Annotated in this window: 18 protein-coding genes and 1 pseudogene; 13 read left to right on the top strand and 6 right to left on the bottom strand. The window is 71.9% G+C overall.

Features of this window, described 5'->3' with window-relative positions; genetic code table 11:
- Positions 1–16 precede the first annotated feature (16 nt).
- Both glnA and L2C96_RS17345 read left to right on the top strand, forming a co-directional pair.
- The gene (gene glnA, locus L2C96_RS17350) at positions 17–1,441 is read left to right on the top strand and encodes a type I glutamate--ammonia ligase (protein ID WP_020419926.1); all 1,425 of its coding nucleotides are present in this window, start codon (positions 17–19) and stop codon (positions 1,439–1,441) included.
- Between the two features lie 63 nt (positions 1,442–1,504).
- Positions 1,505–1,801: a hypothetical protein gene (locus L2C96_RS17345; RefSeq protein ID WP_020419927.1), complete on the top strand. Its 297-nt coding sequence runs from the start codon at positions 1,505–1,507 to the stop codon at positions 1,799–1,801.
- A 396-nt stretch (positions 1,802–2,197) separates the two neighbouring features.
- Here L2C96_RS17345 and L2C96_RS45330 read toward each other — a convergent pair.
- Together L2C96_RS45330 and L2C96_RS17335 are read right to left on the bottom strand one after the other, a co-directional pair.
- A pseudogene (locus L2C96_RS45330) lies at positions 2,198–2,443 on the bottom strand (NAD(P)/FAD-dependent oxidoreductase); the annotation flags it as partial.
- Between the two features lie 65 nt (positions 2,444–2,508).
- Positions 2,509–2,931: an SDR family oxidoreductase gene (locus L2C96_RS17335; protein ID WP_237336947.1), complete on the bottom strand. Its 423-nt coding sequence runs from the start codon at positions 2,929–2,931 to the stop codon at positions 2,509–2,511.
- A gap of 96 nt (positions 2,932–3,027) precedes the next feature.
- On the opposite strand from L2C96_RS17335, the gene L2C96_RS44515 reads away from it, so the two are divergent.
- Positions 3,028–3,162, top strand: coding sequence for a hypothetical protein (locus tag L2C96_RS44515; protein WP_272882757.1), 135 nt, complete (start codon positions 3,028–3,030; stop codon positions 3,160–3,162).
- On the opposite strand, the gene L2C96_RS17330 is transcribed toward L2C96_RS44515, so the two are convergent.
- The gene (locus L2C96_RS17330; RefSeq protein ID WP_237336946.1) at positions 3,159–3,878 is read right to left on the bottom strand and encodes a glycosyltransferase family protein; all 720 of its coding nucleotides are present in this window, start codon (positions 3,876–3,878) and stop codon (positions 3,159–3,161) included. The two genes, L2C96_RS44515 and L2C96_RS17330, sit on opposite strands and share 4 nt — an antisense overlap.
- 197 nt (positions 3,879–4,075) lie before the next feature.
- Here L2C96_RS17330 and L2C96_RS17325 point away from each other — a divergent pair, with 197 nt between their 5' ends.
- Complete coding sequence (locus L2C96_RS17325; RefSeq protein WP_237336945.1) at positions 4,076–4,726, top strand: cutinase family protein; 651 nt, start codon at positions 4,076–4,078, stop codon at positions 4,724–4,726.
- A gap of 110 nt (positions 4,727–4,836) precedes the next feature.
- Here the strand turns inward: L2C96_RS17325 and L2C96_RS17320 are convergent, their stop codons facing one another.
- On the bottom strand, positions 4,837–5,385 hold the full coding sequence (locus L2C96_RS17320; protein WP_020419932.1) for a TetR/AcrR family transcriptional regulator: 549 nt from the start codon (positions 5,383–5,385) through the stop codon (positions 4,837–4,839).
- 69 nt (positions 5,386–5,454) lie between these two features.
- Between L2C96_RS17320 and L2C96_RS17315 the strand changes: the two genes are divergently transcribed.
- From L2C96_RS17315 to L2C96_RS17305, 3 genes are read left to right on the top strand one after another with little or no spacing between them, the layout of a single operon-like run.
- Positions 5,455–6,411: an alpha/beta hydrolase gene (locus L2C96_RS17315; protein WP_237336944.1), complete on the top strand. Its 957-nt coding sequence runs from the start codon at positions 5,455–5,457 to the stop codon at positions 6,409–6,411.
- Positions 6,408–8,132, top strand: coding sequence for an ABC transporter ATP-binding protein (locus L2C96_RS17310; protein WP_237336943.1), 1,725 nt, complete (start codon positions 6,408–6,410; stop codon positions 8,130–8,132). Before L2C96_RS17315 ends, L2C96_RS17310 begins: the two co-directional genes overlap by 4 nt.
- Positions 8,129–9,841, top strand: a complete 1,713-nt coding sequence (locus L2C96_RS17305; protein WP_237336942.1) for an ABC transporter ATP-binding protein — start codon at positions 8,129–8,131, stop codon at positions 9,839–9,841. The genes L2C96_RS17310 and L2C96_RS17305 overlap by 4 nt, the downstream gene beginning before the upstream one ends.
- A 411-nt stretch (positions 9,842–10,252) precedes the next feature.
- Here the strand turns inward: L2C96_RS17305 and L2C96_RS17300 are convergent, their stop codons facing one another.
- Both L2C96_RS17300 and L2C96_RS17295 read right to left on the bottom strand, forming a co-directional pair.
- Positions 10,253–11,902 (bottom strand): BCCT family transporter, encoded by a 1,650-nt coding sequence (locus L2C96_RS17300; protein WP_237336941.1) that lies wholly within the window; start codon positions 11,900–11,902, stop codon positions 10,253–10,255.
- Between the two features lie 127 nt (positions 11,903–12,029).
- Entirely contained in the window at positions 12,030–13,187 is a 1,158-nt protein-coding gene (locus tag L2C96_RS17295) for an aromatic ring-hydroxylating oxygenase subunit alpha (RefSeq protein ID WP_237336940.1), read from the bottom strand.
- A 307-nt stretch (positions 13,188–13,494) separates the two neighbouring features.
- Here L2C96_RS17295 and glyA point away from each other — a divergent pair, with 307 nt between their 5' ends.
- The 6 genes from glyA to L2C96_RS17265 are packed head-to-tail and all read left to right on the top strand — an operon-like array spanning position 13,495 to position 22,162.
- The gene (gene glyA, locus L2C96_RS17290; protein ID WP_237336939.1) at positions 13,495–14,796 is read left to right on the top strand and encodes a serine hydroxymethyltransferase; all 1,302 of its coding nucleotides are present in this window, start codon (positions 13,495–13,497) and stop codon (positions 14,794–14,796) included.
- On the top strand, positions 14,793–16,028 hold the full coding sequence (locus tag L2C96_RS17285) for a sarcosine oxidase subunit beta family protein (RefSeq protein ID WP_020419940.1): 1,236 nt from the start codon (positions 14,793–14,795) through the stop codon (positions 16,026–16,028). Before glyA ends, L2C96_RS17285 begins: the two co-directional genes overlap by 4 nt.
- Positions 16,029–16,037: 9 nt before the next feature.
- Positions 16,038–16,319, top strand: coding sequence for a sarcosine oxidase subunit delta (locus L2C96_RS17280; protein WP_017983404.1), 282 nt, complete (start codon positions 16,038–16,040; stop codon positions 16,317–16,319).
- Entirely contained in the window at positions 16,316–19,096 is a 2,781-nt protein-coding gene (locus L2C96_RS17275; protein ID WP_237336938.1) for a 2Fe-2S iron-sulfur cluster-binding protein, read from the top strand. The genes L2C96_RS17280 and L2C96_RS17275 overlap by 4 nt, the downstream gene beginning before the upstream one ends.
- Positions 19,089–19,676, top strand: a complete 588-nt coding sequence (locus L2C96_RS17270) for a sarcosine oxidase subunit gamma (protein ID WP_237336937.1) — start codon at positions 19,089–19,091, stop codon at positions 19,674–19,676. Before L2C96_RS17275 ends, L2C96_RS17270 begins: the two co-directional genes overlap by 8 nt.
- 20 nt (positions 19,677–19,696) lie before the next feature.
- The gene (locus L2C96_RS17265) at positions 19,697–22,162 is read left to right on the top strand and encodes a GcvT family protein (protein WP_237336936.1); all 2,466 of its coding nucleotides are present in this window, start codon (positions 19,697–19,699) and stop codon (positions 22,160–22,162) included.
- Positions 22,163–22,170: the final 8 nt, after the last annotated feature.

The raw sequence follows: 22,170 nt of genomic DNA, 5'->3' as shown, positions 1-22,170 counted from the left end.
GGCAAAGGAGCCCGCCATGTTCGCCAACGCAGACGAAGTCCTGCGCTACATCGCCGACGAGAACGTGGAGTTCGTCGACGTCCGGTTCTGCGACCTGCCCGGCATCATGCAGCACTTCACGGTGCCCGCCGCGGCCTTCGACGCCGACGCCTTCGAAGAGGGGATCGCCTTCGACGGCTCGTCCGTGCGCGGGTTCCAGTCGATCCACGAGTCGGACATGCTGCTGCTGCCCGACCCCTACACGGCGCGCGTCGACCCGTTCCGCGCGGAGAAGACGCTGTTGATGAACTTCTTCGTGCACGACCCGTTCACCCGCGAGTCCTACAGCCGCGACCCGCGCAACATCGCCCGCAAGGCCGAGGAGTACATCAGCGAGTCGACCATCGCCGACCGCGCGTTCTTCGGGCCGGAGGCGGAGTTCTACATCTTCGACTCGGTGCGCTTCGGCAACGTGGAGAACACCGCGTTCTACGAGGTCGACTCGGTGGAGGGCTGGTGGAACACCGGCCGCGACGAGGAACACGGCAACCTCGGCTACAAGACCCCGTTCAAGGCGGGCTACTTCCCGGTGTCGCCGCGCGACCACTTCGCCGACCTGCGCGACCAGATGGTGCGCAACCTGGCCGGCGTGGGCATCGAGGTGGAGAAGGCGCACCACGAGGTCGGCAGCGGCGGGCAGGCCGAGATCAACTACCGGTTCAACACGCTGCTGCACGCGGCCGACGACCTGCAGCTGTTCAAGTACGTCGTGAAGAACACGGCCTGGGAGCAGGGCAAAACGGTGACCTTCATGCCGAAGCCGCTGTACAACGACAACGGTTCGGGCATGCACTGCCACCAGTCGCTGTGGGACGACAACGGCCCGCTGTTCTACGACGAGGCGGGCTACGGCGGGCTGTCCGACCTGGCGCGGCACTACGTCGGCGGGATCCTGCACCACGCGCCGAGCCTGCTCGCGTTCACCAACCCGACGGCGAACTCCTACCACCGGCTGGTGCCGGGCTTCGAGGCGCCGATCAACCTGGTGTACTCGCAGCGGAACCGGTCGGCGTGCGTGCGCATCCCGGTGACCGGCTCGTCGCCGAAGGCCAAGCGGATCGAATTCCGCTGCCCGGACTCCTCAGGCAATCCGTACCTGGCGTTCTCCGCGATGCTGATGGCCGGGCTGGACGGGGTGCGCAACAAGCTGGAGCCGCCGTCGCCGATCGACAAGGACCTGTACGAGCTGCCGCCCGAGGAGGCGCGGGACGTGGCGCAGGTGCCCGCGTCGCTGGAGGCGGTGATCGACCGGCTCGAAGCCGATCACGAGTTCCTCCTCGCGGGCGGCGTCTTCACCGAGGACGTGATCGAGACGTGGATCGACTTCAAGCGCGAAACGGAGATCGACCCGCTGCGGCTGCGGCCGCACCCGTACGAATTCGCGCTCACCTACGACGTGTAGGTGTTGACCGCCGCGCGGCAGGGGCGGACCATGACCTCTCCCGGGTCTGAAAAGGAGCGGGAAATGACTTTCGTACAGGTCATCGAGTACAAGACCGAGCACCCGGAACAGATGAACGACATGATGGACCGCTGGCTGGCGGAGACGCGGGGCAAGCGGACCGCCACGCACGCGGTGCTGATGAGCGACCGGGAACGGCCCGGCACCTACATGGAGTTCGTCGAGTTCCCGTCCTATGAGGACGCCATGCGCAACTCGTCCCTGCCGGAAACCGACCGGTTCGCGAAGGAGATGATGGCCCTCTGCGAGGGCGACCCGGTGTTCCACAACCTGGAAGTGATGCGCGACGAGCGCCTCTGAGGGCCGCGCTCGCGACTCCGCGCGGACCGGCTCCCCGCCGGTCACGAACGCCTCCCGCGGGTGCTGCACCGACGCCGGCGAAAGGATGTCCCGCCCGAACAGCGCCGCGGTCAGCCAGACCGCCAGCACCCGCACCTTGCGTTCCCAGCTGGGCACGGCCGGCACGTGGTAGCCGCGGTGCATGAGCCAGGCCGGCAGCCCGGTGACGACGATCCGCCGGTACTGGAAGATGCCGCGGCCGAGGCCGAGCGTGGCGATCGCGCCGAGGCTGTGGTGCACGTACGGCTTCGGCGGGCGGCCGCGCAGCGTGGCGATGATGTCGCGCGCCAGGAGTTTGCCCTGCCGGTACGCGTGCTGCGCGTTGGGCACCGTCCGGGCGCCCGGCACGGGCGAGGCCGGCACCGCGGCGGCGTCGCCGGCCGCCCACGCGTCCGGCACCGGCGCCGCCTCCGTCCCGGCCCGCAGGTCCGGCCGCACGACGATCAGCCCGCGCTCGTCCCCCGGCAGGTCGGTGCGCCTGCCGGTGACCGGGTTCGCGCCGTCGCACGCGGTCCACACGATCAGCTCCGAGTCGAACTCCTCGCCGCTGGACAACACGACGTGCCCACCGACCGCCGAGGTGACCTGGGTATTCAGGTGCACGCGCGCGCCGCGCTGCTCGAGGTCGGGTTGTGACGACCGGAGCGGCCCTGGTGCCGCGGATCACGTCAGCGGGACTGGAGCCAGTCGCGGTAGCGGGTGGTGGCGGGACGGCCGCCGGTGAGCACGTCGCCCTTGACCGCGGCGAACAGGCCTGCCGTCTCGTCGGTGACCACCCGGCGGCCGTCGCCGGTCGCGGCGAGCGTGATGCGGCCCAGTTCGTCGGGCGGGACGACCTCGGGGCAGGCGACCTCGCGAGCGCCGCCCAGCGGGGCTTCGGTCGCGGCCTCGGCGACCGCGGCGGCGACCTCGGCAGAGCTGATCGGCTGGATCGGCGTGGACGGCAGGCGCACCGCCTGGTCGAGCCCCTCCCCGGTGAGCAGGTCGACGCCGGTGGCCCGCGAGTGCCCGGTGGCGTCGTGGCCCGCGGCGACGAGCCGGTCGACGACCTGGGAGCCGACGAGGCCGGTGCCGATGACCGCGATCTTCATGGGGCACTCGCGCCTGGCCGAGCTGCACGGGGTGTCCGGGACGTACCTGGCGAAGCAGCTGCAGTCGTTGTCCCGTGCGGGGCTGGTCCACTCGGTGTGTTCGAGGCGGACAAGGCGTGGCGGGCCGCGCTGCGGCAGGTGTCGGTGGCCGACCTGGGCCGCATGGTCGGCACCGACTACGAAGGCGACGTGCTGGGCCAGGTCGGGAAGTGGCTCAGCAGACCGTCCTAACCGGACTGCCAGTGCCAGCCCGAGCGGCGCAGCGCGTCGGCGCGGGCCAGGACGCTTTCCAGGCGCGCGGCGGATTCGGCCTTGTCCCAGTACCGGTCGGCGGCCGTGGTCTGGGCGTCGTGCTTGCGGTAGAGCACGCTCGGCTCGGCGATGAACTCCCCCGACGCCACCGCCTCGGCCGCCAGCAGCAGCCCAACGGTCTCCGCGCCGGTCAGCGCCGGCCAGCCGCCAAGCGCGCGCACCAGGTCCGTGTGCGCCGCGAACGTGTTGGCCTGCACGGACAACCGGTCGTCGAGCTGTTCGGCGTAGAACCGGCCCGGCGGGACCGGCCCGGGCGGCGGGTCGCAGGGTCCGGGCCGCGTCGAGCCGTCCGGCAGCAGGTCGACGCACGCCGAGGTGCACCACGCCATCCGGCCCAGCGCCTCGATGTCCCTGGCCAGCGCGCCGGGCAGCAGCACGTCGTCGGCGTCCAGCGTGCGCACCACCGAGCCGGTCGCCCGCGCCAGCGCCATCGTGCGCGCGACCGCGGCACGGCCGGGCAGCCCGGAACCGGGCAAGACGCGCTCATCGGGCGGCAGGCAGTCCACCACGCCGCTGTCGCCGTCCTCCTGCAGGCACCACTCCCACTCCCAGCCAGGCGGCAGTTCCTGGTCGCACAGCGAGGTGTAGGCCTCCCGCAGGAAGTGGTGCCCCCCGTCGTGGACAGCCGTGATCACACTGACCTTCGGCAACGGATCCCCCAGATCGAGACGATGTCCGTCACCATCAAACCAGTTCACGACCCGGTGCGGGTCACGGCATCCGGGGACCCGGCCGCATGGGTGGGTCACCGGTGAAACGCGGTTTCACCGGTCTTTCATCGCCCGCCCCTACCGTTCGCCGGGATTTCGTCCACACGAACCGGGAGGGTTCGATGAAGAAGATCGCGGCACTGCTGACCGGACTGGCGGTCGCGGCGACGGCGTACCTGGTGGCCTCGCCCGCCGCGCAGGCCGCCCCGTGCGAGGGGACCTACACCATCGTCGTCGGCGGGACTGGCGACAACGACTCCGACGACCCGTACTGGCAGGGCAACATCAGCCAGCGCGTCGGCTACCCGGCGATCCCGGTCGGCATCAACGCGCGGCAGGGCGTCAACGAGCTGAACCGGCTGATCCGCGACCAGCGCAACGTCTGCCCCGGGCAGCACGTGAAGGCCGTCGGGTTCTCGCTCGGCGCGGCCGTCGTGCACACCTGGGTGACCGAGAACTGGCCGACCATCGACGACGTGAACGCCGTGCTGATCGCCGACCCGAAGCGGGCGGCGGGCCCGGGCAACGCGGGCGCCGCGGCGCACCCGCTGGTCGCGCCGGTGGTCGGCGCGCCGCTCGCCGGAGCGGACGACTTCTTCGGCGACATCCCCACCCTGACGCTCTGCACGGACGACATCATCTGCGACGCCAACGCGGCGTCCGGCCTGCCCGGGTACCTGTGGGAAGGCAGGCACGGCAACTACACCTTCAACGTGGACGCCTACTCCGACGACGCGAGCGGGCAGTGGTTCAACGGGGTCTACATCCCCTGATCGCCAGTCGGTGACCCCGGGCCTGGGTGGATCGGCCCGGGGCCGCCGCACGTCAACGGTTGTATCCGACAGGGGCGCTGAGCGTAGCGAAGGGGCGCGGCCCGCCCGCGTCAGCGGAACTGGTGCACCACCATCTCCGCCAGTGCGGCCACATCCGCCTCCGCCATGGGGCCGCCCGTGATGCCCATCCGGTGCAGCAGCGTGCCGACCACCACGTCGATGAACAGCAGCACCCGGTTCTCCGGCTCCCCCAGCGCGTCCTGCAGCACCACGCGGTACGGGTCCTGCAACCGCGTCGTCAGGACCTCGCGCAGCGCCGGGTCGTTCACCGCGTCCACGAACACCCCTGCGAACGCCGCGCCGACCCCGGGCTCGGCGATCTTCGCCGCGGCCCAGTGCACCGCGCGGGTCAGCACCTCCTGCCGGCCCTCGCCCTCCAGGGGCACCGGGCCGAACGCGTGCACCAGGCAGTCCGTGATCAACGCGCCCTTCGACGGCCACCGGCGGTAGATCGTCGTCTTCGCGACGCCCGCCGCCGCCGCGATGCGGTCCATCGTCGCGCCCGCGTAGCCCAGTTCGTGGACCGTTCGCAGCGTCGCGGCGAAGACCTCGGCGTCGATGCCGGCGCGGGGGCGGCCGGGCGATTTGGCGGAGCTCATGGCGACACCCTAGCCAATTCCGCTACCATCGGTATCGCTACCGTCAGTAGCGTAATCCGAGGAGGGGACATGGCCGACCGACCACCGCCGGGCATCCGGCTGCTGCACGCGCTCGCCAAGGAGCCGGACTGGGCCGCGATGACCGACGCGGAACTGGCCTCCTTCAGCGAGCGCACCAACCGCAAGCGCGCCTCCCGGCTGGCGCGGCTGATCACCGGGCGCCCGGACCGCGGCGCGGCGATCGAGTGGCAGGACGTGACAGCCCCCGGCCGCACCATCCGGGTCCGCGTCCACCGGCCGCGGCACGGCGAGAACCTGCCGGTCGTGATTCACGTGCACGGCGGCGGCTTCACCGGCACGGCCGTGCAGTGCGACTGGGTCAACAGCCACCTCGCCGCCCGCCTGCCGGCCGTCGTCGTCTCGGTCGAGCACCGCCTCCTCGCCCCGGGCACCCCGCTGACCGCCGCCGCCGAGGACGCCTGGGACGTGCTCCAGCAAGCCGGAACCTGGGGCGACCCGGCGCGCATCGCGGTGTTCGGCGAGAGCACCGGCGGGCTGATCGCCGCGCTGTCCGCGATCCGCGCCCGCGACACCGGCCTGCGACTGCGCGCCCAGGTCCTGGTCAACCCGGCGCTCGACCTGACGGAGACCGCCTACGACCACCCCTCGATGAGCGAGCACGCGCAGAGCCCGATGCTGACGATCGAGCAGATGCGGCTGTTCCACCGCCTGGCCGCACCACCCGGGACGGACCCGCTCCCGCTGTCGCCGCTGCGGGCGGACGACCTCGGCGGGCTGGCCCCGGCGCTCGTCGTGGTGCCCACACTCGACCCGCTCGCCGACCACGGCCGCCGGTACGCCGAGCGGCTGCGCGACGCCGGCACTCCTGCCGCACTGGCCGCACACCGCGGGGCGCCACACGCGTTCCTCAGCATGCCCGGCCTTGTCCCCCAGGCGAAGCCCGCCCGCGCGAAGATCACCGCCTTCCTCGCCGGGCATCTCGTGGCGGCACTGGAGACGCGATGACGGAAAGCCTCGGACGCCTGCTGCGGCCGCACGCCGGAGGTTTCGCTGCCGTGGTGGTGCTGCAGGTGATCGGCGCGGTCGCCGGCCTGGCGCCGCTGCTCGCGGTCGTCGAACTGGGCCGCACGCTGCTGTCCCCGGAACCGGCCGACGAGAGTCGCGTGTGGACGGTCGTCGCGCTGGGCGCGGCCGGCCTGCTCGTCCGGATGCTGTTCACCGCCGCGTCGGCCGGAGTGGGACACGTCCTGGACGACCGGGTGCAGCTGTCCTTCCGCCGCCTGCTGGCCGAGCGGCTGGGCCGGGTGCCGATCGGCTGGTTCGCCCGCCGCCGCACCGGCGAGCTGGCCAAGGTGGTCGGCGAGGACGTCAGCGCCGTGCACCCGTTCATCGCCCACACGCCGGGCGAGCTGGTCTCCGCGTTCGTCGTGCCGCTGGTGTCGCTGGTCTACCTGGTGACGATCGACTGGCGCCTCACCCTGATCACGCTGGTACCCGTGGTGCTGGCGATAGCGCTGGTCCCGCTGATGATGACCGCCGCCCGGCAGCGTGAGCAGCAGGAGTTCGACGCGGCCATGGGCCGGATCGCGAGCTCCGTCGTCGAGTTCGTGCGCGGTATCGCGGTGGTCAAGGCGTTCGGCGGGTCCGAGCGTGCGCACCGGAGGTTCCGCACCGCCACCGACGACTTCGTCGGCACCTTCCTCCGCTGGGTGCGCGGCATGTCCGGCATCGCGGCCGGGATGCAGCTGGCGTTGTCACCGCCGTTCGTGCTGGTGGTCGTGTTGATCGGCGGGGCAACGCTGATCACGTCCGGCGGCCTCGCCCCGGCCGACCTGCTGCCCTTCGTGCTGCTCGGCCTCGGCCTGACCGCCCCGGTGGCGGCCCTTGGACACGGCTTCGACGACCTGCAGGCCGCCGGTCGCGCGGTCGGCCGGATCCGCGAGGTGCTGGCGGTTCCGCCGCTGCCCGAGCCCGCGCACCCGGCCGAGCCCGACGGGCACCGCGTCGAGCTGCGTGACGTCCGATTCGGGTACACCGAGGGGCACGAGGTGCTGCGCGGCGTCGACCTGGTGCTCGAACCGGGCATGGTCACCGCGCTCGTCGGGCCGTCCGGCAGCGGGAAGTCCACTTTGGTCCAGTTGCTGCCGCGGTTCTTCGACCCGGACGCCGGTTCGGTCACGCTCGGCGGCGTCGACCTGCGGGAGATCGGCAGCGACCGGCTCTACCGGACGGTGTCGTTCGTCTTCCAGGAGACGTCGTTGCTGCGCGCCCCGGTCGCGGACAACATCGCGCTGGCGGTGCCGCGGGCCGCGCGCGAGGACGTCGTCCGTGCCGCTCGCCTGGCGAACATCCACGACCGGATCCTCGAACTGCCGCGCGGGTACGAGACCGTGCTCGGCGAGGAGGCGAGCCTGTCCGGTGGGGAGGCGCAGCGGATCGCGATCGCCCGCGCGCTGCTCACCGACGCGCCCGTCCTGGTGCTGGACGAGGCCACCGCCTTCGCCGACCCGCAGACCGAACACGCGGTGCGCGGGGCGCTGGCCACGCTGATGGGCGACCGGACGATCCTGGTCATCGCCCACCGGCTGGAGACCGTCGCCGACGCCGACACCGTCGTCCTGCTCGAAAACGGGTCGATCGCCGAACGCGGCCGTCCCGCCGAACTGCTCGCCGGCAACGGGAAGTTCGCCGCGTTCTGGCGCGCCCGGGGAGAGGAACCACGATGATCACCACGCTGCTGCGCGTGCTCGGCCACGAACACGCCCGGCCGGTCCGGCGCACCGTCGCTCTGATGACCACCACCGCGGTCGCCGAGGGCCTGTCCTACGCCCTGCTGGTGCCGGTGCTGCGGGCGCTGTTCGGACCCGCCCCCGGCGAGGTGTGGCCGTGGCTGATCGCGTTCGGCGCCGCGGTAGTGGTGTACGGGGTGCTGCGCTACGCCAGCGATCTGTCCGGTTTTCGCGTGGGCACCACGTTGTTGCGCGGGATGTACCACCGGCTCGGCGACCACCTGGCCCGGCTGCCGCTGGGCTGGTACAGCGCCGGGCGGGTCGGCGAGGTGTCCGTGCTGGCCAGCCGCGGCGTGCTGCAGGCGATGAGCGTCATCGCGCACCTGCTGGCGCCGTTCGTCTCGGCTTGTGTGACACCGCTGACGATCGTCGTGGTGATGATCGCGTTCGACTGGCGGCTGGGGCTGGCCGCGCTGGCGGCCGCGCCGCTGGTGGTGGCGGTCCAGGTGTGGGCGGGACGGGCCACGGCGGCCGCGGACGCCGAACGCCACGAGCGCGACCAGCAGGCCACGGCGCGGGTGATCGAGTTCCTCCAGGCGCAGCCGGTGCTGCGGGCGGGCGGCCGGACCGCCGAACGGTTCCGGCTGCTGGACGACTCGCTGCGCAACGTGCAGCGGGCGTCGCGGCGGGCCACGTTGTCGGCGCTGCCGGGCGCGGTCGGCCTGACGCTCGTGGTGCAGGCGGTGTTCACCGCGCTGCTGGTGCTGGGCGCGGCCCTCGCGCTCGGCGCGGGCGTCGGGGCGGCGGAGGTGTTGTCGATCCTCGTGCTGGCGGCCCGGTGCGCGGATCCGTTGCTGTCGCTGGCCGAGACCGGGGGCAAGCTACGCGGCGCCCGTGCGGAGCTGGCCAGGCTCGACGCGGTGTTGCGCACCGAGCCGCTGCCGGAACCGGCCGACCCGGTGACGCCGGCGCGGCACGACCTGGAGTTCGACGGGGTCACCTTCCGGCACGGCGACCGCACGGTGGTCGACGGCGTGTCACTGTCCATTGCGGAGGGTCAGCGGCTCGCGGTGGTCGGCCCGTCCGGTGCCGGGAAGAGCACGCTGTTGCAGCTGATCGCGCGGTTCTACGACGTGGACGCCGGCGCGGTGCGGGTCGGCGGCGTGGACGTGCGGGCGATGGCGGCGGCGGATCTGATGTCGCGGATCGCCATCGTGTTCCAGGACGTGTACCTGTTCGACGGCACGATCGAGGAGAACGTGCGGCTCGGCCGCCCCGGCGCGACCCCCGCGGAGGTCCGCGCGGCGGCGACGGCGGCCCGGCTGGACGAGGTGATCGAGCGCCTGCCCGGCGGCTGGTCGGCCACCGTCGGTGAAGGCGGAGCCCTGCTCTCCGGCGGCGAACGCCAGCGCGTGTCGATCGCCAGGGCGCTGCTGAAGGACGCCCCGGTGGTGCTGCTGGACGAGGTGACGTCGGCGCTGGACCCGGTGAACGAATCCGCGGTGCACGAGGGAATCGAGCGGTTGATGGCGGGCCGCACGGTGGTGATGGTGGCGCACCGGCTGCGCACCGTCCGCAGCGCCGACCACATCGTCTTCCTGGACAACGGCCGGATCACCGAGCAGGGCACGCACGAGGAGCTCCTGTCCCGCGGCGGCCGGTACGCGCGGTTCTGGCAGCTGTCCCTGGAGCCGGCGAACGACTGATCAGACGCGGTCGACCAGGAAGTCGATCATCTCGTGTATCACGGCCGGAACGGAGGGATGGCACCGCGAGGCCGTGAGGAAAGCGTGCGGCAACCCGTCCACGGTGGTGAGCACGTGCTCTGTCGACACATCCTCCAGGCGGGCCGCGAGGCGTTCCGCGGCAACGGCGGGCGCCGAGATCGGCGCCCGCCGAGTCGCCGGCGATGGCGAGGCGGCGCGGCCGCTGCTGAACCCGCCACCATGGAGGTACAACAGGATCGGATGCCGCCCACGGCCCGTTGGTTCGATGTTCTCATCGGTGGTGCCGACGCCACCGGCCCGGCGGATCAGCGTCCCCTTCCGGATCGCACCGAGTTCTCGTTCCGCAGTGCCCGTGGCGACCTCGGACGCAACTCGCCCGGCGCCCGGTCCTCACTCCACCTTCTTCGCCGGTGCTTGGCCGTTGCTCTCGGGCAGCCCCTCGCCCGTGGGGGCCACCTGCAGGCAGAAGTCGCCGTCGTAGTGGCGGTTTCCGGTCAGCACCGCCTGCTCCACGATCTCCGCGCTCTTCTCCTCCCGCCGGATCATCGGGTCGCTGCGGAGGTCCTTCGCGAGCGCCACGCACAGCACCACCATCACCAGCGCGAACGGCGCCGCCGCGATGATCGTCAGGTTCTGCAGCCCGGTGAGCGCCTCGTCGCCACCACCGCCGACCAGCAGCATCACCGCGGCCACGCCCCCGGTCGCCACGCCCCAGAACACCACCAGCCAGCGCTTCGGCTCGATCGCGCCGCGTTGCGACATCGACCCCATCACCAGCGACGCGGCGTCCGCGCCGGAGACGAAGAAGATCGCCACCAGCACCATCACCAGCACGCTCGCCACGGCGGCCAGCGGGAACTGGTCGAGCACCCCGAACATCTGCGACTGCGCGCTGCCCGCGCTCGCCAGATCCGTCCCACTCCGCTGGAGCGTGATCGCCGTACCGCCCATGATGCTGAACCACACCAGGCTCACCACGGACGGAACGAGGATCACGCCGACCACGAACTGCTTGATCGTGCGGCCGCGGCTGATCCGCGCGATGAACATGCCCACGAACGGCGTCCACGAGATCCACCACGCCCAGTAGAAGATCGTCCACGAGGACAGCCAGCTCTCCATGTTCTCGCCGCCGGAGGCGCCCGACCGCGAGATCATCTCGCCCATCTCGCGGAAGTAGTCGCCGATCGTCGAGGGCACCAGGTTGAGGATGAAGATCGTCGGCCCGACCACGAACACGAACACCGCGAGCACGGCGGCCAGCACCATGTTGATGTTGGACAGCCACTGGATGCCCTTCGCCACCCCGGACACCGCGGAGGCGACGAACGCCACCGTCAGCACCGCGATCACGCCGATGAGCAGGCCGGTGCCCGGGTTGTCCGACAGCCAGCCCCGCTGAACGAGCCCGCTGCCGATCTGCAACGCGCCCAGCCCGAGCGACGCGGCGGACCCGAACAGCGTCGCGAAGATCGCCAGGATGTCGATGAGCCTGCCCAGCGGCCCCTCGCTCACCCGCTCACCGAACAGCGGCGCGAACGCCGAGCTGATCAGCTGTTTGCGGCCGCGCCGGAAGGTGCCGTAGGCGATGGCGAGCCCGACCACCGCGTACATCGACCACGGGTGGATGGCCCAGTGGAACAGCGACGTCGCCATCGCGGTCTCCACCGCCGCGTCGGTGCTGCCCGCGACCGTGCCCGGCGGCGGCTCCACGAAGTGCGACAACGGTTCGGCGACCCCGTAGAACATGAGCCCGATGCCCATGCCGGCGCTGAACATCATCGCGATCCACGACACCGTGCGGAACTCCGGCCGCTCGCCGTCGTGGCCGAGCGGGATCTTGCCGTACCGGCTGAACGCCAGCCAGATCGCGAACAGGACGAACCCCGTCGCGGCCAGCAGGAACGCCCAGCCGGTGTTCCGGATCAGCCAGTCCAGCACCCCCGCGGACACGCTGGAGAGATTGTCGGTGGCGAACACGCCCCAGGCCAGGAACGCCGCCGCGACCACCGCCGCGACGACGAACACCACGCGATCCATCCCGCCGCGCGCTCTGGGTTCCGCGGGTTTCCGGGTCGTTGCTTCCGTACTGGGCACGACGCTCACCGCCTCTTGCTCGAGTTGGTTGTCCGGCTGCCCCCCTGCGCTCCGCGAGATGGTCACCGCGTCACCGCCCGCCGGCCAGTGTCCGCTCGACCCACTGGTGGAATTCGCCGATGTGGTGTTCGGACGGCACCAGGACCCCGCCGCGGGCGTAGGCGCGCGAGGACATCGCGGGCTGGCAGCGCTCGCAGGCGTCGAAGTCCTGCTGGTTCACGCGGTGGAACAGCTCGACCGAGTGTGACACGTCGCGGCCGGAGTCCACCACTTCGCGGGCGTAGAGCCAGTCGCATTCGACGATCGTGCGGTCGACCGCCATCGGGAACATCCGGTGGATGATCACGTGGTCGGGCACGAGGTTGACGAACACCTGCGGCCGCACGGTGATCGCGTAGTAGCGGCGGTCCTGGTGCTCGTCCACCCCGCCGAGCCGGTCGAACCCGGCGCTGCCGTCCACCGTGAACCCGCTGACGTCCTCGCCGAACTCCGCGCCGTGGCCCACGTAGTACTGCGCGGCGTAGCCGTCGGCGAACTCCGGCAGCACCTCGGTCAGCTCGGGGTGGATCGTCGCGCAGTGGTAGCACTCCATGAAGTTCTCGATGATGAGCTTCCAGTTGGCCTTGACGTCGTAGGTGATCCGCCTGCCCAGGGCCAGCTCGTCGATGCCGTAGTTGCCGATCGCGTCGAGCTGCCCGAGCCGGCCCGCCACGTCCGCCTGCACCGTCTCTTCGAAGGACGGCGGCTCCTCGGCCAGGCACAGCCACGCGTAGCCGAGCCACTCCCGCAGGTGCACCGGCTTGAGGCCGTACTCGGTGCGGTCGATGTCCGGCATCGAGGTCAGGTTCGGCGCCGCGACGAGCTTGCCGTCCAGGCCGTAGGTCCACGCGTGGTAGGGGCACTGGAAGTTCCGCTTGACCGTGCCGCTCTCTTCCACGCACAGGCGCGCGCCGCGGTGGCGGCAGATGTTGAGGAATGCCCGCAGGGCGCCGTCGCGCGACCGGGTCACCAGCACGCTCTCGCGGCCGATCTGCACGGTGCGGAAGTTTCCGGGTTGCGGCAGGTCCGCGCCGCGGACCGCGCAGAACCACATCTGCTCGAAGATCTTCTCCTGCTCCAGCGCGAAGATCGTCTCGTCGGTGTAGGTGATCCCGCCGAGTGTGGGGATCAGGCTCGACGGGAGCCCGGGCTGGTCGGTGGACGGCGCGGTGGTGGTGTTCTCGGTCAACGAACGCTCCGTGGTGGTGTGAGTGACCGGGGACTGGTTGTTGCTTCTTCCGCAACACCTGCGTGATGTGCAACTGCGACGCGGACCACAGTGCGGCCTACGCGCCGCGTCTGTCAAGACCTGAACCGGGGATGGCGCGGAGTTTTCCTGACGGCAACACGAGGGCCGAATCCCTGCGACACAAGGGACTCACGAGTAACAAAGGTTCGCCGGAATCGGCTCTTGACCCCGCCGGACGCCGAGCCGTAGCGTGGCGGCCAGTTGATATATCAGTCGGCGAACAGAGGTATGAGACCCGGGAGGCAGCATGTCGGTGGCCATCGGCCGCGCTGGCGCACTCAGCCCCCAGCGCGTGCTCGGGCGTTCCCTGCTCCAAACCGATCCGGAGGTGCACGCGGCGATCGGCCGCGAGCTCGGCCGCCAGCGCGACACCCTGGAGATGATCGCGAGCGAGAACTTCGCGCCGCTGGCGGTGATGCAGGCGCAGGGGTCGGTGCTGACCAACAAGTACGCCGAGGGCTACGCCGGCCGCCGCTACTACGGGGGCTGCGAACACGTCGACGAGATCGAGACCCTGGCCATCGACCGGCTCAAAGCGCTCTTCGGCGCGGAGTACGCCAACGTGCAGCCGCACTCCGGCGCACAGGCCAACGCCGCCGCCATGGCCGCGCTGCTGGAGCCCGGCGACACGATCCTCGGCCTGGACCTCGCGCACGGCGGGCACCTGACGCACGGAATGAAGCTCAACTTCTCCGGCCGCCTCTACGACGTGGCCGCCTACCACGTGCGCGCCGAGGACCACCGCGTCGACATGGACGAGGTCGAGCGGCTGGCTCGGGAGCGCAGGCCGAAGCTGATCGTCGCAGGCTGGTCGGCCTACCCGCGGCACCTGGACTTCGCCGCGTTCCGCCGGATCGCCGACGAGGTCGGCGCGTACCTGATGGTCGACATGGCGCACTTCGCCGGGCTGGTCGCGGCGGGCCTGCACCCCTCCCCCGTGCCGCACGCGCACGTCGTCACCTCGACCACGCACAAGACGCTCGGCGGCCCGCGCGGCGGGGTGATCCTGGCCGAGCGGTCGCTGGCGAAGAAGCTCAACAGCAGCGTGTTCCCCGGCCAGCAGGGCGGGCCGCTGGAGCACGTCATCGCGGGCAAGGCCGTGGCGTTCAAGCTGGCCGCCGAGCCGGAGTTCCGCGAGCGCCAGGAACGCACCCTGCAGGGCGCGAAGATCCTCGCCGACCGGTTCCTGCGCGAGACCGGGATCGGGGTGCTGACCGGCGGCACCGACGTGCACCTGGTGCTGGCCGACCTGCGGGAGTCCGAATTGGACGGAAAGCAGGCCGAGGACCGGCTGCACGAGGTCGGGATCACGGTCAACCGCAACGCCGTCCCGTTCGACCCGCGCCCGCCGATGATCAGCTCCGGCCTGCGGTTCGGCACGCCCGCGCTGGCCGCGCGCGGGTTCGGCCCCGACGACTTCGCCGAGGTCGCCGACATCGCCGCGCTGGCCCTGCGCCCGGACGCCTCCGCCGCCGACCTGGACAAGCTCTCCGCCCGCGTCGCCGACCTCACCGCCCGCCACCCCCTCTACCCGGAGCTGACGGCATGACCACCCCCCAGCCCCCCGGCGCGCACCTGCCCGACCACCCGGACTTCCTGTGGCGCAACCCGGAACCGAAGCGCGGCTACGACGTCGTGATCGTCGGCGGCGGCGGGCACGGCCTGGCCACCGCGCACTACCTGGCGCGCAACCACGGCATCACCAACGTCGCGGTCCTGGAGCGCGGCTGGCTGGCCGGCGGGAACATGGCCCGCAACACCACGCTGATCCGCTCCAACTACCTGTGGGACGCCTCCGCGGCGATCTACGAGCACGCCCTGAAGCTGTGGGAGGGCCTCGAAGACGACCTGGGCTATCCGATCCTGTTCTCCCAGCGCGGGGTGCTGAACCTGGCGCACACCGAGCAGGACGTGCGCGACAGCGTGCGGCGGGTGGAGGCCAACAAGCTCAACGGCATCGACGCCGAGTGGCTCTCCCCCGACGAGGTCGCCAAGGTCTGCCCGATCGTCAACGTCTCCGGCGACATCCGGTACCCGGTGCTGGGCGCGACGTACCAGCCGCGCGCGGGCATCGCCAAGCACGACTACGTCGCATGGGGTTTCGCCCGCCGGGCCGACGAGGCCGGGATCGACCTGATCCAGGACTGCGAGGTCACCGGGTTCACTGTGGACGGTGATCGGGTGACCGGGGTGCGGACCAGCCGCGGCGACATCGCCTGCGGCACCGTCGCGCTGTGCGCGGCCGGGCACACCTCGGTGCTGCTGGACCAGCTCGGCGTGCGGGCGCCGCTGCAGTCGCACCCGCTGCAGGCCCTGGTGTCGGAGCTGCTGGAGCCGGTGCACCCGACGATCGTGATGTCCAACGCCGTGCACGTCTACGTGTCCCAGGCGCACAAGGGCGAACTGGTGATGGGCGCGGGCGTGGACTCCTACAACGGGTACGGCCAGCGCGGCGCCTTCCACATCATCGAGCGGCAGATGGCAGCCGCGGTGGAGCTGTTCCCCGTGTTCGCCCGGGCGCACCTGCTGCGCAGCTGGGCCGGGATCGTGGACGTCACGCCGGACGCCTCGCCGATCGTCGGCCGCACGCCCTACGACAACGTCTACCTCAACTGCGGCTGGGGCACCGGCGGGTTCAAGGCCACCCCGGGCCTGGGCTGGTGCCTGGCCGACACGATCGCCAACGGCGAGCCGCACCCGTACGTCGAGCCGTTCGGCCTGGACCGCTTCGTCACCGGCGCGCTCGTCGACGAGCACGGCGCCGCCGCCGTCGCCCACTAGGAGCCACGCATGCAACTCATCACCTGCCCGTGGTGCGGGCCGCGCGAGGAAGTGGAGTTCCACTACGGCGGCCAGGCCCACCTCGCCTACCCGGACGACCCCGCCGCGTTGTCCGACGAGGAGTGGGCGCACTTCGTCTTCTTCCGCGACAACCCCAAGGGCCCGTTCGCCGAACGCTGGAGCCACGCGGCCGGCTGCCGTCGCTGGTTCAACGCGGTCCGCGACACCCGGACCTACGAGTTCCTGGCCGTGTACCCGATGGGCCAGTCCGCACCGGAGGTGGCGTCATGAGCCGCATCAAGGGTTACGGCCGGATCGACCGCACCGGCACCGTCGGGTTCACCTTCGACGGGGTCACCTACACCGGCCACCCGGGCGACACGCTGGCCTCGGCGCTGCTCGCCCACGGCGTGCACGCGGTGGGCACGAGCGTGAAGTTCGGCCGCCCGCGCGGGATCGGCGCGGCGTGGGTCGAGGACCCGACCGGGCTGGTGCAGATCGAGGAGCCGTTCCCGGAGCCGATGCTGCTCGCCGCGACCGTCGAGCTGACCGACGGGCTCGTCGCGCGCGGGCTTGCCGGGCAGGGTCGGCTCGCCGAGGTGGCCGACACCGCCCGCTACGACCGCAAGCACACGCACTGCGACACGCTCGTCGTCGGGGCGGGCCCGGCCGGGTTGCTGGCCGCGCGGTCCGCCGCACGGCGCGGGGAGCGGGTCGTGCTCGTCGACGACCGGGCCGACGCGGGTGGCTCGCTGACCGGCACCGAGGTGATCGACGGGCGGCCGTCGCGCGAGTTCGTCGCCGAGGTGGTGGCCGAGCTGGCCGCCGCCCCGGAGGTGCTGCACCTGCAGCGCACCACGGCGTTCGGGCAGTACGACGACGGGTTCGTGCTGGCGCTGGAGCGGCGCACCGACCACCTCGGCACCGCCGCGCCGCGCAACCTCTCGCGCCAGCGGGTGCACCGGATCCGCGCGCGGCACGTCGTGGTCGCGACCGGCGCGCACGAGCGGCCGGTGGTGTTCGCCGACAACGACCGGCCGGGCATCATGCTCGCCTCCGCGGCGCGTGACTACCTGCACCGCTACGGGGTGCTCGCCGGACGCGAGGTCGTCGTGTTCACCACCAACGACTCCGCCTACGCTGCCGCGCTGGACCTGGAGCACGCCGGGGCGCGGGTCACCGTCCTCGACGCCCGCCCGAGCGCGCCGGAGCACTGGGCCGCGCTGTGCCGGGAACGGTCGATCGCCGTGCGGCCGGGCAGCGCCGTCGTCGGCACCACCGGCGAGGTCCGGATCACCGGCGTGGACACGGTCACCGCGGGCAAGGCCGAGTCGCTGCCGTGCGACCTGCTGCTGACCTCCGGCGGCTGGAACCCCGCCGCGCACCTGTTCAGCCACGTCCGCGGCGCGTTGCGGTACGACCCGGCGCTGGGCGCGTTCCGCCCGGCCGAGCCGATCCCCGGGGTGTCGGTGATCGGCGCGGCGAACGGCACGTTCGACCTCGCCGGCTGCCTGCGCGACGGCGCCGGGGACGACGCACCAGCCACGCCCGCGGAGCCGGAGACCACGCCGCCGCTGGTGCTGTGGCGCACCGAAGGCGACCCGGCCCGCCAGTTCGTGGACATCCAGCGCGACGCGACGGTCGCCGACATCGAGCGCGCGGTCGGCGCCGGGCTGCGGTCGGTCGAGCACATCAAGCGCTACACCACCATCGGCACCGCACACGACCAGGGCAAGACGTCCGGGGTGATCGCCTCCGGCATCGTCGCCGAGCTGCTCGGCAAACCGGTCGAGGACACCGGCACCACGACGTTCCGCCCGCCCTACACCCCGGTGGCGTTCGCCGCGCTGGCCGGGCGGGAGCGCGGGAAGCTGTTCGACCCCGAGCGGATCACCTCGCTGCACAGCTGGCACGTCGCGGCGGGGGCGGTGTTCGAGGACGTCGGGCAGTGGAAGCGGGCCCGCTACTACCCGGCGCCGCACGAGAACATGGACGCCGCCGTGCTGCGCGAGTGCGCCGCGGTCCGCGGCGGGGTCGGCATCCTGGACGGCTCCACCCTGGGCAAGATCGACGTGCAGGGCCCGGACGCCGCCGAGCTGCTCGACCGGCTCTACACCAACATGATGAGCACCCTGAAGGTCGGGCGCGTGCGCTACGGCGTCATGTGCGGCAACGACGGCATGGTGTTCGACGACGGCACGGTGCTGCGGCTGGCCGAGGACCGGTTCCTGGTCGTCACCACCACCGGCGGCGCGGCGCGCGTGCTGGACTGGATGGAGGAGTGGCTGCAGACCGAGTGGCCGGACCTGCGCGTGCACCTGACCTCGGTGACCGAGCAGTGGTCGGTGTTCCCGGTCGTCGGGCCGCGCTCGCGCGACGTGATCGCCGCGGCCTTCCCGCACCTGGACGTGTCCAACGAGGCGTTCCCGTTCATGTCCTGGCAGGACACCGAGGTCGACGGCGTCCCGGTGCGCATCGCCCGCATCTCGTTCTCCGGTGAGCTGGCGTTCGAGGTCAACGTGAACTCCTGGTACGCCAGGGCGATGTGGCTGCGCCTGCTCTCGGCAGGCGCGCGCTGGAACATCACCCCGTACGGCACGGAAACCATGCACGTGCTGCGCGCGGAGAAGGGCTACCCGATCGTCGGGCAGGACACCGACGGCACCGTCAGCCCGCACGACCTCGGCCTGGGCTGGGCGGTGTCGAAGAAGAAGCGGGACTTCGTCGGCAAGCGCTCGTTCACCCGCCCGGAGAACACCAACCCGCTGCGCAAGCAGCTGGTGTCGCTCCTGCCCGCCGACGCGCGGACCAAGCTGCCGGAGGGCTCCCAGGTCGTGGAGTTCCGCCCGGACGGCACCCTGCCCCCGCCGCCGGTGCCGATGCTCGGCCACGTCACCTCCAGCTACCACAGCGCCGAGCTGGGCCGCCCGTTCGCGCTGGCCCTGGTCAAGGGCGGGCAGGCGCGCATCGGCGACACCGTCCACGTCCCGGTCGACGGCGCCCTGGTGCCCGCCGAGATCGGCGGAATCGTGCTGGTCGACCCGGAAGGAGCACGCCGCGATGGCTGACCCGCGCCTCTACCCCACGCATCCGCTGCAGCAGTGGATCCCGTCGCTGGCCGCCGCCTCGCGCAACGCGACCGGCCTGAACCTGGAGGCCGAGCCGCCGGTGGCCGCGGTCGACCTGCGCGTCACGCCACCGGCCGACGTGCTCGGCACCCCGCTGCCCACCGAGCCCAACACCTGGGTCTACGCCGCCGACGGGCAGATCGTCTGGCTCGGCCCGGACGAATGGCTCGTCACCAGCACCGCCGCGCAGGGGCACGAACTGGAGGCGCGGCTGGGCGCTGCGGTCCGGCCACGCGGCGGAGCCGCCATCGACGTTTCCGCGCAGCGCACCGGAATCCGCGTCAGCGGACGGCACGCGCGGGACGTCCTGGCCACCGGCTGCTCGCTCGACCTGCACCCGCTGGCGTTCCCCGCCGGAAGCGCCGCGCAGACGACACTCGGGCAGGCCCCCGTGCTGCTGCTCGCGCTCGGCGCGGGCGAGGACTTCCGCGTGTTCGTGCGGCCCTCGTTCGCCGGATACCTCGCCGACTGGCTCCTCGACGCGGCGCTGGAGTTCCAGCCCGCCGGGGCCACCTCGTAGACCACAGACAGGAGACCACGATGAGCACCACACCCCGGGTTGTCATCATCGGCGCCGGCATCGTCGGCGCGAACCTGGCCGACGAGCTGACCGAGCGCGGGTGGACCCGGATCACGGTCCTCGACCAGGGTCCGCTCCCGCTGACCGGCGGCTCGACCTCGCACGCGCCGGGCCTGGTGTACCAGACGAACCCGTCGAAGACGATGACCGAGTTCGCCACCTACACGGTGAACAAGCTCAAGAGCCTGGACGTGGACGGCGCCTGGTGCTTCAACCAGGTCGGCGGCCTGGAGGTCGCCACCACCCCGGAGCGCCTGGCCGACCTGCACCGCAAGCAGGGCTGGGCCACCTCGTGGGGCGTGCCCGGCGAGGTCGTCGGCCCCGAGGAGTGCGTGCGGCTGCACCCGCTGCTCGACCCCGAGCAGGTCCTCGGCGGGTTCCACACCCCGACCGACGGGCTCGCCAAGGCCGCGCGCGCCGTGGTGGCCCTGCGGCGCCGCGCCGAATCCCGCGGCGCCGAGTTCCACGGCAGCGTCCGGGTCACCGGCATCTCCCACACCGGCGGACGGGTCACCGGCGTGCGCACCACCGCCGGCGACTTCCCCGCCGACATCGTGGTGTCCTGCGCCGGGTTCTGGGGCCAGGCGATCGGCGAGATGGTCGGCATGCGGGTGCCACTGCTGCCGCTGGCGCACCAGTACGTGCGCACCGGCCAGGTCGCGGACCTGGTGGGGCGCAACGACGAGCTGACCGAGGCCGGGCTGCCGATCCTGCGCCACCAGGACCGCGACCTGTACTACCGCGAGCACGTCGACTGCCTCGGCATCGGCTCCTACGCGCACCGCCCGATGCCGGTGCGCCTGTCCGACCTGCCCGAGGTCTCCGACGACGACCTCACCGAGGCGGCGATGCCGTCGATGCTGCCGTTCACCGAGGAGGACTTCGCGCCCTCCTGGGAGCACAGCAGGCAGCTGCTGCCGTCGCTGCGGTCGGCGAAGATCGAGACCGGGTTCAACGGGATCTTCTCCTTCACCCCGGACGGCGGCCCGCTGATCGGCGAGTCTCCCGACGTCGCCGGGTTCTGGATCGCCGAGGCGGTCTGGGTGACGCACTCCTCCGGCGTGGCGCGCTCGGTCGCGCAGCTGCTGGTCGACGGCCGCAGCGAGATCGCCCTGCACGGCTGCGACGTGCACCGGTTCGACGAGATCGAGACCACCGAGGCCTACGTCGACGAGACCGCGCAGCGCAACTTCGTGGAGATCTACGACGTGGTGCACCCGCTGCAGCCGAAGCTGTCGCCGCGGGACCTGCGGGTCAGCCCGTTCCACGCGCGGCAGAAGGAGCTCGGCGCGTTCTTCCTGGAGGCGCACGGCTGGGAGCGGCCGCACTGGTACGAGGCGAACGCGCACCTGGTCAAGGACCTGCCGCCGGAGTGGCAGCCGCCGTCACGGGACGCGTGGTCGGCGATGTTCCACTCCCCGATCGCCGCGGCCGAGGCGTGGAAGACCCGCACCGCGGTCGCCCTCTACGACATGACCCCGCTCAAGCGCCTGGAGGTGTCCGGGCCGGGCGCGCTGGCGTTCCTGGACCGGCTCACCACCGGCAAGATGGACAAGTCGGTCGGCTCGGTGACCTACACGCTCGCGCTGGACGAGGCCGGCGGGATCCGCAGCGACCTGACGGTGGCCCGGCTGGGCGAGGACCGCTTCCAGGTCGGCGCGAACGGCAACCTCGACCTGGCCTACTTCCGGTCCGAGGCGGGCGGGGACGTGCAGGTCCGCGACATCACCGGCGGCACCTGCTGCATCGGCGTGTGGGGTCCGCTGGCGCGCGATCTCGTCCAGCCGCTGAGCCGGGACGACTTCTCGCACGAGGCGCTGAAGTACTTCCGCTGCATGCCCGCGCACATCGCGGGGATCCCGGTCACCGCGATGCGACTGTCCTATGTGGGCGAACTCGGCTGGGAGATCTACACCAGCGCCGAGTACGGGCAGCGGTTGTGGGACGTGCTGTTCGAGGCAGGCCGCCCGCTCGGGGTGGTCGCCGCGGGCCGCGCCGCGTTCAACAGCCTGCGGCTGGAGAAGGGCTACCGGTCGTGGGGCACGGACATGACCACCGAGCACAACCCGTACGAGGCCGGGCTCGGGTTCGCGGTGCGCAAGCAGAAGGGCGACTTCGTCGGCCGGGACGCGATCGCCGAGGTCACCGACGAGACGGTGACACGCCGGCTGTCCTGCCTGACGATCGACGACGGCCGCAGCGTGGTGCTCGGCTCCGAGCCGGTGTTCCTCGACGGCGAGCCCGCCGGGTACGTCACCTCGGCCGCGTTCGCGCACACCCTGGGCGTGCCGATCGCCTACGCGTGGCTGCCCGCCGCCGCGACCCCGGGCACGCCGGTCGAGATCGGCTACTTCGGCCGCCGGGTGCGCGCCACCGTGGCCGCCGAACCCCTGGTCGACCCCGAGATGCTGCGCATCCGGCGCTGAGGACGGAC

This window comes from Amycolatopsis tucumanensis (genome assembly GCF_021654135.1).
GTDB classification, from domain to species: Bacteria; Actinomycetota; Actinomycetes; order Mycobacteriales; family Pseudonocardiaceae; genus Amycolatopsis_E; species Amycolatopsis_E tucumanensis.
This window is presented reverse-complemented; position numbering and strand designations above follow the sequence as displayed.

What these genes read in the sequence shown, in the direction of transcription:
- glyA (WP_237336939.1), top strand. Translation starts at nt 13,495, where the DNA reads ATGTCGGTGGCCATCGGCCGCGCTGGCGCACTCAGCCCCCAGCGCGTG.
- L2C96_RS17265 (WP_237336936.1), top strand. Translation starts at nt 19,697, where the DNA reads ATGAGCACCACACCCCGGGTTGTCATCATCGGCGCCGGCATCGTCGGC.
- L2C96_RS17315 (WP_237336944.1), top strand. Translation starts at nt 5,455, where the DNA reads ATGGCCGACCGACCACCGCCGGGCATCCGGCTGCTGCACGCGCTCGCC.
- L2C96_RS17305 (WP_237336942.1), top strand. Translation starts at nt 8,129, where the DNA reads ATGATCACCACGCTGCTGCGCGTGCTCGGCCACGAACACGCCCGGCCG.
- glnA (WP_020419926.1), top strand. Translation starts at nt 17, where the DNA reads ATGTTCGCCAACGCAGACGAAGTCCTGCGCTACATCGCCGACGAGAAC.
- L2C96_RS17300 (WP_237336941.1), bottom strand. Translation starts at nt 11,902, where the DNA reads ATGGATCGCGTGGTGTTCGTCGTCGCGGCGGTGGTCGCGGCGGCGTTC.
- L2C96_RS17280 (WP_017983404.1), top strand. Translation starts at nt 16,038, where the DNA reads ATGCAACTCATCACCTGCCCGTGGTGCGGGCCGCGCGAGGAAGTGGAG.
- L2C96_RS17285 (WP_020419940.1), top strand. Translation starts at nt 14,793, where the DNA reads ATGACCACCCCCCAGCCCCCCGGCGCGCACCTGCCCGACCACCCGGAC.
- L2C96_RS17310 (WP_237336943.1), top strand. Translation starts at nt 6,408, where the DNA reads ATGACGGAAAGCCTCGGACGCCTGCTGCGGCCGCACGCCGGAGGTTTC.
- L2C96_RS17335 (WP_237336947.1), bottom strand. Translation starts at nt 2,931, where the DNA reads ATGAAGATCGCGGTCATCGGCACCGGCCTCGTCGGCTCCCAGGTCGTC.
- L2C96_RS17270 (WP_237336937.1), top strand. Translation starts at nt 19,089, where the DNA reads ATGGCTGACCCGCGCCTCTACCCCACGCATCCGCTGCAGCAGTGGATC.
- L2C96_RS17275 (WP_237336938.1), top strand. Translation starts at nt 16,316, where the DNA reads ATGAGCCGCATCAAGGGTTACGGCCGGATCGACCGCACCGGCACCGTC.
- L2C96_RS17325 (WP_237336945.1), top strand. Translation starts at nt 4,076, where the DNA reads ATGAAGAAGATCGCGGCACTGCTGACCGGACTGGCGGTCGCGGCGACG.
- L2C96_RS17345 (WP_020419927.1), top strand. Translation starts at nt 1,505, where the DNA reads ATGACTTTCGTACAGGTCATCGAGTACAAGACCGAGCACCCGGAACAG.
- L2C96_RS17320 (WP_020419932.1), bottom strand. Translation starts at nt 5,385, where the DNA reads ATGAGCTCCGCCAAATCGCCCGGCCGCCCCCGCGCCGGCATCGACGCC.